The 13,594-nt window shown below is 52.5% G+C and carries 10 protein-coding genes; 3 read left to right on the forward strand and 7 right to left on the reverse strand.

Going from position 1 to position 13,594, the window contains the following annotated elements; translation table 11 throughout:
• Positions 1-15: 15 nt before the first annotated feature.
• Complete coding sequence (locus FN808_RS05940; RefSeq protein WP_142713641.1) at positions 16-1,035, forward strand: Kelch repeat-containing protein; 1,020 nt, start codon at positions 16-18, stop codon at positions 1,033-1,035.
• 52 nt (positions 1,036-1,087) lie between these two features.
• Here FN808_RS05940 and FN808_RS05945 read toward each other — a convergent pair whose 3' ends face one another.
• Together FN808_RS05945 and FN808_RS05950 are read right to left on the reverse strand one after the other, a co-directional pair.
• Entirely contained in the window at positions 1,088-1,525 is a 438-nt protein-coding gene (locus FN808_RS05945; RefSeq protein ID WP_142713642.1) for a 5' nucleotidase, NT5C type, read from the reverse strand.
• 25 nt (positions 1,526-1,550) lie between these two features.
• Positions 1,551-2,579, reverse strand: coding sequence for a synaptic vesicle VAT-1 family membrane protein (locus FN808_RS05950; protein ID WP_142713643.1), 1,029 nt, complete (start codon positions 2,577-2,579; stop codon positions 1,551-1,553).
• 181 nt (positions 2,580-2,760) lie between these two features.
• On the opposite strand from FN808_RS05950, the gene FN808_RS05955 reads away from it, so the two are divergent.
• Positions 2,761-3,963, forward strand: coding sequence for a CynX/NimT family MFS transporter (locus tag FN808_RS05955; protein ID WP_142713644.1), 1,203 nt, complete (start codon positions 2,761-2,763; stop codon positions 3,961-3,963).
• A gap of 554 nt (positions 3,964-4,517) precedes the next feature.
• Here the strand turns inward: FN808_RS05955 and FN808_RS05960 are convergent.
• The 5 genes from FN808_RS05960 to FN808_RS05980 form a co-directional block, all read right to left on the reverse strand.
• Positions 4,518-6,083, reverse strand: coding sequence for a DEAD/DEAH box helicase (locus tag FN808_RS05960; protein WP_142713645.1), 1,566 nt, complete (start codon positions 6,081-6,083; stop codon positions 4,518-4,520).
• Between the two features lie 265 nt (positions 6,084-6,348).
• Positions 6,349-7,263: a sterol desaturase family protein gene (locus tag FN808_RS05965; RefSeq protein WP_142713646.1), complete on the reverse strand. Its 915-nt coding sequence runs from the start codon at positions 7,261-7,263 to the stop codon at positions 6,349-6,351.
• A gap of 132 nt (positions 7,264-7,395) precedes the next feature.
• Entirely contained in the window at positions 7,396-8,391 is a 996-nt protein-coding gene (locus FN808_RS05970; protein ID WP_142713647.1) for a universal stress protein, read from the reverse strand.
• Between the two features lie 51 nt (positions 8,392-8,442).
• Complete coding sequence (locus FN808_RS05975; protein WP_246068286.1) at positions 8,443-9,579, reverse strand: DUF368 domain-containing protein; 1,137 nt, start codon at positions 9,577-9,579, stop codon at positions 8,443-8,445.
• Between the two features lie 93 nt (positions 9,580-9,672).
• Positions 9,673-10,341: a protein-L-isoaspartate(D-aspartate) O-methyltransferase gene (locus FN808_RS05980; protein ID WP_142713648.1), complete on the reverse strand. Its 669-nt coding sequence runs from the start codon at positions 10,339-10,341 to the stop codon at positions 9,673-9,675.
• 127 nt (positions 10,342-10,468) lie between these two features.
• Between FN808_RS05980 and FN808_RS05985 the strand changes: the two genes are divergently transcribed.
• Positions 10,469-13,594 (forward strand): AsmA family protein, encoded by a 3,126-nt coding sequence (locus tag FN808_RS05985; RefSeq protein WP_142713649.1) that lies wholly within the window; start codon positions 10,469-10,471, stop codon positions 13,592-13,594.

Below are 13,594 nucleotides of genomic sequence, written 5' to 3' on the forward strand. Positions count from 1 at the left end.
AAATAACCCGATTTTATGAAACGGCATACCCGACAAATAATATTTTTTGCAACGGCTCTCCTTCTGTGTCTGTCGGCCCGCAGCCTGGTCGCACAACAAGCAGGCCCCGGCTGGCAGATGATCGATCTGGAGGTCCCTCCCTCCGAGCGGCATGAGAATGCAGCTGCGATCGTAGACGGGAAACTCTACCTGCTGGGTGGTCGCGGTGAACGACCGGTGGAGGTCTATGACCCCGACACCCGCCAGTGGTCGGAAAAGGCCACCCCTCCCCTGTCGATGCACCATTTCCAGGCTGTAAGCTACGACGGGAAAATTTATGTCATCGGTGCCTTCAATGGCAACTACCCTTATGAAGATCCCATCAATCACGTATGGATTTATGATACCCAAAAGGACCAATGGACCCGGGGACCCGAAATCCCAGAAGACCGGCGGCGGGGGGCGGCAGGAGCAGTAGCTTACAAAGGAAAGATCTATGTCGTAGGCGGCATCCAAAACGGGCACGCCACCGGGCATGTGCGCTGGATGGATGCCTTTGATCCCCGCACCGGCGAATGGTCGCAGCTGGCTGATGCACCCCGTAACCGAGATCACTTCCAGGCAGCAATTGTGGACGGGAAGCTGTATGCTGCAGGCGGACGAAGAAGTTCACAGGCAACGAATCAGAACTTTGAACTTACCATCCCTGAGGTTGATGTCTATGATTTCTCAACGAATCGGTGGCAACCGCTTCCACCCTCCGGCGACCTGCCCACCGAACGCGCCGGGAGTTCTTCAATCCCGGTGGGCAATTATGTGCTTGTGCTGGGGGGAGAAAGTGCCGCCCAGACAGATGCTCACGCCGAAGTAGAGGCCCTCAACACCCAGACCGGCCAGTGGCACACGCTGCCTCCCCTGAATCAGGGGCGGCATGGCACGCAGGCAGTCATACTGGATAACGAGATACATGTTGCCGCCGGATCCAGGGTGCGGGGAGCCGAAGAGATACAGTCGCAGGAAAGATGGACCATTCCAGACTCGCTGCAGAGCAACTAGGACCAGCAACGGGCAGCCTGAACCGCTAATACGGGACAGAGCCCTCTCAGGGTTACAGCAGGTAGCGCAGTATGGCCTCCCAGTCCGGGAATTCGGCTGATCCGAACTGAAGGTGTTTCCCGGGAAACTGCCCGGCCCCGTTGGCCTTCCGGTCATCAATAAGATAGTCCCCCTGGTTTAGATTCTTGTGATGACTCAGGATCAGCCGCTTGTGGCCGACTTCGGGAAGATGATCCTTGACCCACAAAAGCTTGTCGGTCCATGCCGATGGATTATTCCAGGGACTGGTGGACAGGATATAGGTATCGTACCGGCCGCTCAGCCTATGAAAACCGTCGATAGCCCCGTCAACGGGCGGCAGATCTCTGAAAAAATTCGGGATCTCGTCAAACTTCCCCTGGTATTCGCGCCTGGTGTCGTCCGAAAGCTGGTCGATACCCCAGGGGAAATCCACCAGTACATTATCCATATCTACATAAATAATATCCATATTCCTGCTCCTTGAGGGTCCCGTACTATGACGGTACCAAAATTACCTTTCCTATGTTTTTCCTTTCTTCAATATAACGATGGGCTTCGGCTGCTTCCTCAAATGTAAAAACAGCATCTACATGAGGGGTTATCCACCCTTCATCCACGCCTTCCAGTATGTTCTTCATCCACAATCGGCCTTTTTCCTTCTCATCCCACAGGTGTCCGATATTCACCCCGAACACCCCTTTATTTTTATTAAGCAACGGAAGCGGATGATAAAACGGCATCTGAAGCACCGTCTTGAGCATATTCCATGCTCCTTTGAAGAGGCCGCTCCCGTTGCTGGCCGTTGATATGCCAAACATCCCGAGCCTGCCGGTCGACCGCAGGGCCTGGTAGCTGCGTTTCCATTCCCTGCCGCCGAGGGGATCCGTAATGAGCTCTACCCCCCGGCCCTCTGTCAAATGCATCACTTCCTCGTACCAGTCGTTGTTGCGGTAATCAATCACATGATCCAGGCCCCGGTCTTCCAGGAAAGCATGTTTTCGCCGGCTCGCAGTCCCAAACGTCGTGGCCCCTATATGCCGGGCTATGTCCAGGGCGGCCAAACCAACGCCGCCCCCCACATTGTGAATTAATACTGATTCGTTGGCTTGCAGCGACCCCATCACAGCCAGCAAAACATAAGCCGTCAGGTAATTGACCGGGAGCGCCGCCGCCTCTTCAAATGAAAGCCGGGCAGGTTTAGCGAAAAGCTGTGAGGGCGTGACCACAACCTGCTCTGCTTGTCCCCCGAACCTTGTCATTGCAATCACGTCACGGCCCAGCAGGCTCCGGTCCTTCACCGCATCCCCCAGCGCACTAACCGTGCCAGCGACTTCATACCCCATCACACAGGGTTTTGAAGGGCCGTCGGGGTATTGTCCCTTGCGGGCAAGGATATCGGCGAAATTCAATCCTGCAGCTTTTACATCAATAACCAGCTCACCAGGTCCCGCCGCCGGATCCGCTGCTTCCTGCACGCTAAGCACTTCGTAGCCGCCGCTTTTTGTGGTAACAACCTGTCTCATATTCAACCATTCATTCACATTTTGCCTAATAAAACCGTGAACCGAAGAAAAACATTCACATTTATAATCTTTATGAAACCCATAGAATATAAATAAATAATGCCATCAGGAATCGACCATTCAGTTTTGTATCTTTGTCCGGCCCTGCAGACCCATAATATGGACGATCATTAAATTTTCAATGGCGGCTTCTTCTCCCTACCAGCAAAACACAACAGCTCAGAATGTATTGCTCATCAGTGGTATCATTCTCATTGCCATTAACATGAGACCCGCTCTTGCAGGCGTTGGGCCCCTGATAGGTGCCATTCGTGACACAACGGGACTTTCCAACACCATGCTGGGGCTTCTTACCACCCTGCCCCTGCTCGCCTTTGGCGTGCTTTCAACCCTCACCCCTCTTTTTACCCGTCGCCTTGGCATCGAGGGGACCCTGGCAGCAGCCCTGGCTCTCCTAACCGGTGGACTTTTCCTGCGGGTTATTCCAACCAACGCAGCCCTTTTCGGAGGCACCCTGCTGGCAGGTATCGCTATTGCCTTTGGCAATGTACTGCTGCCCAGCATTGTCAAGCGTGATTTCCCAAATCATACCGGAATCATGACCAGCGTGTATTCCAGTGTGCTGGGACTCGGTGCCACTATTGCAGCCGGTGTCAGTGTCCCCCTGGCATTCGATTTCAACTGGGGCTGGCACTGGGCGCTGGGAGCATGGGGCATCGTATCAGCCATTGCTTTTTTTGTATGGCTTCCCCAGCTAAAAGATCTGACGCTACCGAAAAACGACAAGAGCTTTCGGAAAGCACTGCAGGACCTCGGCCGTTCCGGGAAGGCATGGAAGGTAGCCCTGTTCATGGGCCTTCAGTCGCTGGCCTTCTATGTGATCCTGGCCTGGCTGCCCGAGATTTTGCAGGACCGCGGACTCACGGCCAACACCGCAGGCTGGATGCTCTCCCTCTCCCAGGGCATGGGCGTGCTGGGATCCATTGCCCTCCCCTTCTGGGCGGAGAAGAAAAAAGACCAGCGGAGTCTGGTATGGCTGCTGCTCATCCTGGAAATCATAAGCCTGGCAGGCCTTCTGTTTCCCGAACCCGATATGTACTGGGTAGGGTTGTGGGTCTCTCTCATTGGCTTCTCACTGGGGGGCAGCTTCGGGCTGGCTCTTCTTTTCATAGTACTGCGTACATCCGATACCCAGACGGCCACCGAGCTCTCTGGCATGGCGCAATCGATCGGCTACCTGCTGGCGGCCGTCGGCCCCACTTTTTTTGGAGCCCTTCATGATTTAAGCGGTGCCTGGTTTATTCCCATCCTGTTCCTGTTTCTGGTTACCATTGCTAAACTTTTTATGGGCCTGGGAGCCGCACGCCCCCAGAAAATTAGCTGAGTGCCCGATCCCATCTCCATCAATCAATCTACCTGGTGCGTTACATCAATGGCAGATGCCCGGGGCCTCGTTTTTTTAATCCGCATCAGCTAAAACTTGTCTTATGTCTGATGCAACAGCGATCCTGTAAAAAATTGCTCCCCACCATTCCGAGAACCGATTCCAGGAGAAATACCTTGTCATCCCAGCGGGGATCGGATTTTTCAATACTTTAACGGTTTGCGGAAGCTGAAGGAAGCGGATTTGAGAGCGGGAAAAGTTTACTCTGAAACCATACTGGCGTTTGATTCCATGGTCCTTGGAAACAGGCAATTTCCGGTACGGAGTCACCGGTGACCTCTTCCTGCACGAACAGATACCACCGGCAAGATGGAGTCTGACGTAGTTCACAGTAGCACAGACGCAGCGGGTGAACCAAATAACGCTGATCATGAACATAGAGCTGACAAAGAATTAAACATCCCTGCCTTCCTTTAACATAAAAAGCGGATGCCTTTGATAACAAGCATCCGCTTTTTTAATGAGCTGTGAAATGTAAACAACAGAACCCGTGCTTAGGCCACTTTTACACGAATTTTCTTACCTTTCACGCGATTTCGGTTCATAACCTGCAGCAGCTGGTTCACATGCTTGCCCGGGATATCCACGAAGGAATGATGCGGGAAGATGTCTATATTCCCGATCACATTGCCCGGAATGTTGGATTCACCGGCAATGGCTCCTACCAGATCGCCCGGGTATACGTTATTCTTTTTGCCCACATTAAAATGCATTTTGATCATTGAGGAATCCTCATACTGCTGCTTTTCCGGGGAGTCACCTTCTACCACCGAACCCTCGGTGGCGTTCTTCAAAAGAGCCGCAGCAATCTCGATTGTCGTGAAACGATCATCCTGGAACGATTCAATCTGTTCAATGAAGGGACGCAGATCTCCCTTTTCCAGGACTTCTGTCATCCCTTCGAGTGTGTCTGCGGAACGTGATTTCTGAACATCCGCTGCCGAAGGCAGTTCCAGTGGATTCAGACTCCTTTTTATCTGTCGTTCAATAGTGCGAAGCTGTTTCTTTTTACGTTTGGTCGCAAATGTAAACGCCATGCCGGAGCGTCCGGCCCTGCCCGTTCGCCCGATGCGGTGCACGTAATACTCGGGGTCCTGCGGGATATCGTAGTTGAATACGGCGTCAATATCGTCAATATCGAGCCCCCGGGCGGCAACGTCTGTTCCAACGAGCACGTCAATAGTACCGCTGCGGAATTTTGCCATCACCCGGTCGCGCTGGTTCTGGCTCAGGTCGCCGTTGATAAAATCAGAACCATAACCCCGGGATCGAAGCTCCCGGCTTACTTCTTCCGTTTTGCGCTTGGTGTTGCAAAATACCAGGGCCAGCTTGAAATCATTAATATCCATGTACCGGCAAATTGCTTCCGTACGAACAGAATCGCGAACTTCAACCACATACTGTTCAATATTGGGCGCCGTCATCTTTTTACGCTCGATGGCAATGGTCTGGGGATCATTCATGTAGCGCTTCATAATCTTGCGAATGCCTTTTGACATGGTTGCTGAAAACATGATGGTCTGTACCGGTCCATCAGCGTACGACAGGATTTGTTCCATATCATTCCGGAAGCCCATATTAAGCATTTCGTCTGCTTCGTCGAAGACAACGCGCTGCAGGCTGTCCAGTTTCATCGTACCCCGGCGAAGGTGATCGATGGTGCGCCCGGGCGTACCCACAACAATATGTGCCCCCCGCTTGAGTGCTTTAATCTGCCTTGAGATGGATTGCCCTCCATAAACGGGCACCACGTGCAATCCATTCAGGTGTTTCCCGATTTTAATAAGTTCACCCGTCACCTGGATGGCCAGTTCACGGGTGGGACACATAATAATAGTCTGTACCTGCTGGATACTGATATCAGTCTGCTGGACAACGGGAATACCGAAGGCAGCGGTTTTGCCCGTCCCGGTCTGGGCTTGTCCCACTACGTCCTGTTGTGTCAACAGCGGGGGGATGCATTGTTCCTGAACAGGCGTTGGCTCTTCAAAGCCCATATCCGTGAGTCCCTGAAGAATTGGTTGACTGAGATTAAGCTCAGCGAAAGTTGAATCTGTCATATAGTAAATAAAAGTAAATGAGAATTATTATAAACCTGACGCACACAAAATATACGTATCGTACCAGCACGATATGCTGCCATCCTACAACGTACATAAAACGAGAGGCGCCGACAGACCTGAGAGAGGGATGTAAGAACCTGTTTAAACGAATAGGTGGGATTCACGTAACACCAGAGCGGCAAGATACGGATAATTATGGGTAATCCATATTTCTAATTTGTGACCGTCGCTCCCCGGCGGCTGGAGCTTCCTTCAGGCGTCTCTACTTCTCGCCCACAGGAACTGTTGCGGGGTTCTCCGCTTCTCCCTGCTGCTCTTTTTCCACGCGGGCCTGTTCGGCGGGACTTGCAAACAGGATAAACAGCCACTCCCGCCATCCCTCAGCCTCCTGCAAGTCTTTCCATATGGCGATAAATTCATGAAATACAAGATAGATGGGATTGTATGACTCAGGGGGTTTGGTGATCCCATAGTTCGGCGTGTTGAGTTCGGGCTGAAAGGTGCCGAACATGCGGTCCCAGATGATGAACGTGGAACCGTAGTTTTTATCCAGGTAGTGATCATCCTTTGCGTGATGCACCCGATGGTGGGAAGGCGTGGTGAAAAAGAATTCTATGGGCCGTGGGAGCTTGTCAATAAGCTCGGTATGAATCCAAAATTGGTACAATACGGCAATCTGGTGACAGATAAAGAACACAACCGGGTGAAACCCTGCCAGCGCCACCGGCAGAAAAAAGATCACTTTGAACCCCTGCACCCATGAAAGACGAAAGGAAACCGAAAAATTATACTGCTCTGAGGAATGGTGCGGCACATGCGTAGCCCACCAGATACGCTGCTCGTGGGCAATGCGGTGAGCCCAATACCGGCAGAAGTCAAGGACAAAAAAGCATAATACATACGACCACCAGGTATGAGGAACCCGCCAGGGCACCATGTTGTAGAAAAAAAGGACGAGCGCAAAAATGCTTACCTTGGTAAGGGAGCTCACAATAATGTTGCCTACCCCGATAGCTGTAGAAGCCCAGAAGTCCTTGCTGTCATACAGATCCCATTTCCGCCAGGCACTTATCCCCCATTCCAGAAAAACAAGAGCAAACATGACAGGAGCAGCATAGATGATGATTGGTGGGAGCCCCATCGCCATGAGCTCTTCAATGGTGATAAGTTCGGGCATAAACAATTATGGTCTGATTTTCTAATTGAAGCAACCAACATATCAGATATTACTCTCAATTAAAAATAAAGTCCCGACATACCGGATATGAAAAGCGGTCGTGATTGTACAAGGTTCCCGAGCATCCGGCGGCTACCGCTCCTTAAGCGCAGAAGGGTCGGGCTTGATGGTTACCACCGGGATATCAAGGTACTGGGCCACTTTCTCTGTGGTAGAGCCCAGGAAGAGGTGGGCCCACCCGCTGTGCCCGTGGGTGGCCATAACGACAAGATCAGCATAATCAGCCGCATAGTTTTCGATGCCGACGTGGGCTGTCACGCTTTTCTCAATGACGGTTTGAAAGGGAATACCATGCCTGGAGCCTTCATCCGTAACCAGGAATTCATCATGGAAGTCCGACTCCCCTCTTGCAATATGAACCGTATTTTTTTGGTCGCTTTGCAGGTACTCCTCGAGATGATCCAGGAATGCCTCGTAGATGTTCGCTTCCTCCGTCTTATCGGGATCTCCTTCCCACCCTTCATCCATCGGACTCCCGTAGAGCTCCACGGCATGATAAAATATAATTTCTGCATGGTAGATATCGGCCAGGGAGAGAGCCATCGGCAGGGCGGATAGTGAAAGCCTGGAACCGTCGGTCGGCACTAAAATTCGTTCCAGTCCCTCGGAAGATAATGTAGCATCCACAGTAAAGACCGGCGTAGTCGAATGACGTATCATTTTCTCCGTTGTGGACCCCCGCAGCAGGTGCGACTCATGGCGTCCTTTGGAAGCCATCACAACCAGATCATACAGTTTTTTTTCAGCCAGTTCGGCCATCATTGACCAGGGCTTGCGGGCAATGCGGCAGATAGCCTTTCCCCGGTGCTCCTCCGAAATATGAGACGCCATCAGTTCCTTCATCTTTTGAATAGCCTCCTCTTGCGCCTTTGGATACAGATCTTCTTCCATGTCGAGCGGCACGCCGAGCCGGGAAACACTCTCATTAAAGTATCTCAGCGTGGGAATGATGTGTATAAAATCGATCTTCGCCCCAAACCGGTGTGCAATTTCCTGGCTGTGCGGGTAAGCCAGGGATGCGTTTTCCGAGAAATCGGTAGGTACCAGTATTTTTTTAATGGTCTCCATATAGCAGGTATTTAAAGATGATGAAATAGCGTTAGCCCTTCCCCCAAAACATTACTCTTTCGCTCGCAAATAATCAAGCCCCACAACCATCACCAGGCCCACGAGTACACCCCAGATCCCATCCATAAAATGGTTGGTCCGGGGCCCCTCCACCGTCAGATAGGGCACATAGGGATCACTTTTGATCAGCTTCTGCTTGACCGTCTGAAGCTCCACTTTCTTCCGTTGAACCAATTCAGCATCAGGATTTACGACCTTGCCCAGACGCTGGAATTTGGGCTGTTGTTTATTCGGAGGAGCAGCGCGAAGCTCTCGCGCCTCGGCACTGTCGTAGGCAATGACCTCCTCTTTTGTGATGATTTCTGCATAGGTGCGATCCTGGTACGGCCATATAACATAGAGAGAGCCGATCAGGAAGCCGATGAGCAGGGCAAGAGTCCTGGCTTCGTAGCGGTCCAGCAGCCACGACAGGATGCGTGAAAAAAGGGCCAGTCCAAAGACAGCCCCGATGCCAAAGGGGATAAGCGTAATCAAACCGCTCGCGGTTTCAGCGGTGCCCAGCTTCCCGATCTGCGAAAGGACAAAGTCGTACTTGCGCATGATGAGCAGGATGTAGGAACCCGAAATGCCCGGCAAAATCATCGCACAAATAGCAATAGAGCCCGTTAGAAGCACAAAAATCGGTGATTCCGGGGTAGCTGTGGGCACCAGGTTGACGACCCAGAAACCAACCAGGGCCCCGGCAATCAGCGACAGTCCATGGGTCCAGTCAAAGCCATCAATAGCTCGTGCCAGTACCACAATGGATCCTACGATGAGCCCGAAAAACAGCCCGTAGATCAGTTCCGGATCGGTAAACATGAAGACCTGCAGGGGCACCACCTTGGTAAAGAATAACACCGCACAGGCCATGCCGGAAAGCAGCAGTAGCATAAACTTCCAGTCCACTTCCTCCAGGGCCTCCCTGAAGCGAAAGGTAAACAGGCTTTTTACAAAACCGAGATCAAAACTGCGGATCGCATTGATCAACCGGGTATAGATACCCACAATCAGCGCCATCGTGCCGCCGCTGACACCGGGCACGATATCGGCGGAACCCATCAGGAACCCCTTGATCAGAAGAAAGGGAGCTTCTCTCCAGGAAGTCTTTTTCTTGAAATCGTAGCGAGAGTGATCGGCGTCAGGCAAAGGCAGAAACAGCGTTATGAATTAAAATGAAAGACCCGTACTGAACAACAGTATCGAATCGGGAAGTTAAAGTTCACAAGTCATAATTCATAATCACTCTTTCCATCCTTGTTCTCCGATAAGAGGCACAAATTTGAAGTCGCTGTAATGTTCTTCCTCAAACTCCCCCTCCCGGATTTTGATGATCCGAACCATCTCCTGCCGGTTCTCATCGCCCACCGGAACCACCAGCCGCCCATTCACATTGAGCTGGGCCACCAGATCATCAGGCACCACCGGAGCCCCGGCGGTAACAACAATCGCATCATAGGGGGCATAGGCCGACCACCCGCGCGTTCCGTCGCCCAGTTTGGCATGTATGGAATACCCCAGCTCGTGCAAGGTTTCCCGTGCTTTCTCATAAAGCTTTTTGTGCCGCTCGACGGTATACACCTGTGCTCCCAGCTCACAGAGAACGGCGGCCTGGTAGCCGGATCCGGTACCAATCTCCAGCACTTTTTCTCCCGGCTTAACCTCCAGCAATTCAGTTTGACGAGCCACCGTATAGGGCTGGGAGATGGTTTGTTTCTTACCAATGGGGAGGGCCGAATCCTGGTAAGCCCGATCCTGCAGCGCCGTATCCACAAACACGTGCCGGGCCACCATCTGGATGGCTTCCAGTACACGCTGATCCTTAATGCCTTTCTTGCGAAGCTTCTCGACAAGGGCCTTCCGGCGCTGCTTGAATTTAGGGTTGTTAAGTCCCGATCCCCAGTTTATCATGGTGTAATAAAAATTGCTGTTATACGATCAGTTGCAGTTATTTATAACATAAGGAACTTGAAACAATAAATTGGGTTTTTATATACCTTATTGCCAATAATTTAATTTAAGGAACGGGACAGCTTCCATGAAGACTTTTCTCAAGATTATGGCTGCAATCGCTGCGCTGCTGCTGGTCCTTGTCGTAGGGCTGAATCTTTATTTTACCAATGAGCGACTGCAGAACCTGCTTGTGCCCTATATTGAAGCGTCGGTGGGACGCCCGGTGGAAGTAGAAAACATGTCAGCTACTTTCTTCAGTACCTTCCCCCACCCGGGTGTGGAAGTCAACAAGATCTATATTCCCGGTAACACCGAACAAGACACCCTGCTGACCATGGACCGGCTGGTCGCAGGCGTCGCCCTCTTTCCTCTTTTCCGCGATGAGATCAATATCACGGAACTCCAGCTCGATGCCCCCCGCTTTACCTACACCATTTATGCCGACAGCTCCACCAATCTCGATTTTATGGCAACAGATGGGGATACGGAGCCCCCCTCATCTGACAGCTACAACATCGACATTCCATACTTCAGGGTTAGCAGCGGCGACCTGGGCTACCGGGACTTTACCACCAACACCACCGTCAGGTTTGAGAGTACCAGTGGCGACCTCTCTCTAACCTATGCCGACTCCATTCAAAGCACCATCGACGTGAACATCGGCGGCCTCCATGCCACGGTCGACAGCGTCAACTATCTAAATGGCCTCCCCGTGCACCTCACCCAGAAATCGACGCTGCACAGTGAGAGCGAACGGCTTAGTATTCAGGAAGGCACCTTTGCCATACGGGGCCTGGCCATGGACCTGAACGGTTCACTCAGCAGCTGGAGCCAGACCTTGACTGTCGACCTTACCTTCAGCTCTTCCTCCGACAATTTCGGTGATCTCCTGCGCCTGGTGCCTGAATCGTATTCCGAATCCATTGAAAACTTCGAAAGCCGCGGCTCCCTCGACCTCGGCGGCATCATCCGGGGACCCGTGACAAACGACAGCATTCCCCGGTTTGACGTTCGTATTAACGTACAGGACGGCTACCTGAAAGATCCCGACCTTCCCCAGCCCGTCGAGGATATCCAGATTGCCGCCAATGCCACCAACGAACTGATCACCATTAAGACCTTTAATGCCATAGCCGGCGCCAATACGCTGCACGGATCGGGCACGGTTAACGAACCGCTTGAGGACAGCGGTACCTTCGCTATGGATTTTGTAGCCGACCTGGACCTCGCCACAGTACATCAGTTTTATGATATCACTGAACTGAATATTGAACGGCTGGACGGCCAGCTTAACCTGGATGCCAGGGCTGAAGGCCCCCTCGAAGAGCCGGAAGACGTGGCCTTCGACGGCAAAGCCGTACTGGCCGACGGCATGTTAAAGTACCAAGAGGTCCCCAAAGCCATCCAGAACATCAATATTGATGCAGCGGGAACCCAGGAACTGTTCACTATCCGCAGCCTGAGCCTGCAGGCGGCTGAAAACTCACTGTCCGCCGACGGACAAATTCAAAACCTGCTCGACGAAAGCAACCGTTATATTGCCATGGACACCAATCTGCGGTTTGACCTGGCAACGATCAAGGATTTTTATCCCATCGACGAGGACACTCTGCAGATGGAGGGCATGCTCACCGCCCAGGCAACCCTTGACGGCCGGGCCGACCAGATTGAGCAGGCCGTTCAAAGCGGAAGCATAAACCTCAAGAACGGCTATGTGGACTATCAAAAATTTGACAAGCCCTTTCGCAGCATCACCTTTGAGTCGGTCTTGGAAGGCCCGCGCATGACCATCGTGGAAGGAAGCATGCAGAGCGGGGATAACAGCGTTCAGGCAACCGGGGTTATCAATAACTACCTGAGCGAAGATCGCACGCTGAACCTGAAAACCCGGGGGAACGCCCGCCTCCGGGAGATCAGCAATTACTATGACCTCGCCCCGGATGTCAGGGAACTCACCGGGAATGCCGACTTTAACCTGAACGTGGAGGGGCCGGCCAACAACCCAGCTGCCATGGCTTTTTCCGGCAAGCTCACGGTAGCTGATGCCAGCATGGACGGCGAATCGCTGCGCGAGCCGGTGTCGGAGCTCAACGGGACCTTCTCGCTGACCCCTCAGAAAGCAACACTCAACAAGCTGACCTTCAATATGGGCTCCTCCGATATCAATCTGAGCGGCTCGCTCAGCAGTTATATGGAATACCTCAAGGACGAGGAGGACCGGACAACCACTCCCCGTCTTACCGGACAATACCGGGGCAACTACCTGGACCTGGACGAGCTGATCGACTGGAGCGATACCACCTCCACCTTCAATCTCGAACTCCCCGACCTCAACGGCGATTTCAGTGCCCAGATCGACCGCATGAAAATTACGGGGGTCACCATGCAGAGCCTGCAGGCCAGGGCCACATCCACCCCCTCGCAAATCAACCTGACCCAGGCGTCGGTAACCCTTTTTGAGGGCGAAGCGGAAGGCACGATGGTCTGGGAAATCCCGGACGACCGCCCTTCCACTTTTAATTTCAAGGGATCTCTCGACAGTCTCCGTCTTGAGTCTTTCTTTGAGGAATATCCCATTCTCGGACGCGACAGCCAGTTCTATAAATTCATCACCGGCACCTTCAGCTCCGATGTGGAATATACTACTGAAATTGACAGCGAGTTGAATCCCCTCCTTCCCACGACACTGCTGGACGGCACCATGGGCATGAGCAAGGCCCGGATCCACAATCATCCCCTCCAGCAGAGCATGGCCGACTTCGTCAAGATCAACGCCCTGCGCGACATCGCGCTTGACCAGTGGAAAAGCGCTATATCAGTCAAGAACAATGTTCTTACGATTTCTGATCTTACCCTCACCAGCAGTGATCTCGGCATGGAGCTCAACGGTACTCAGCACCTGCAAACCGACAAGATTAACTTCCATGTCTCCCTGATCCTGCCGGGTCGCTATAAAGAAAATATCGCTCCGGTGATCACCAGCCAGGCGGCCAATGCACTGACCCGCAAGAACGGGACCATCATGGTGCCCCTGCAGATTACCGGCACCTATGAAAATCCCTCCGTTCGCCCTGACCAAAGTGTGATCAAACCCATTGTGCGGGAATACCTTAAAAACAAAGCCGGAAATACTATTCGGGACCTTTTTGGCCGCGGTCAAAAGGATAGCCCGGCCGATACAGCGGCCGCGGATACTTCCTCTGGCAATTAG

It is taken from the genome of Fodinibius sediminis (assembly GCF_900182555.1).
Lineage (GTDB): Bacteria > Bacteroidota > Rhodothermia > Balneolales > Balneolaceae > Fodinibius > Fodinibius sediminis.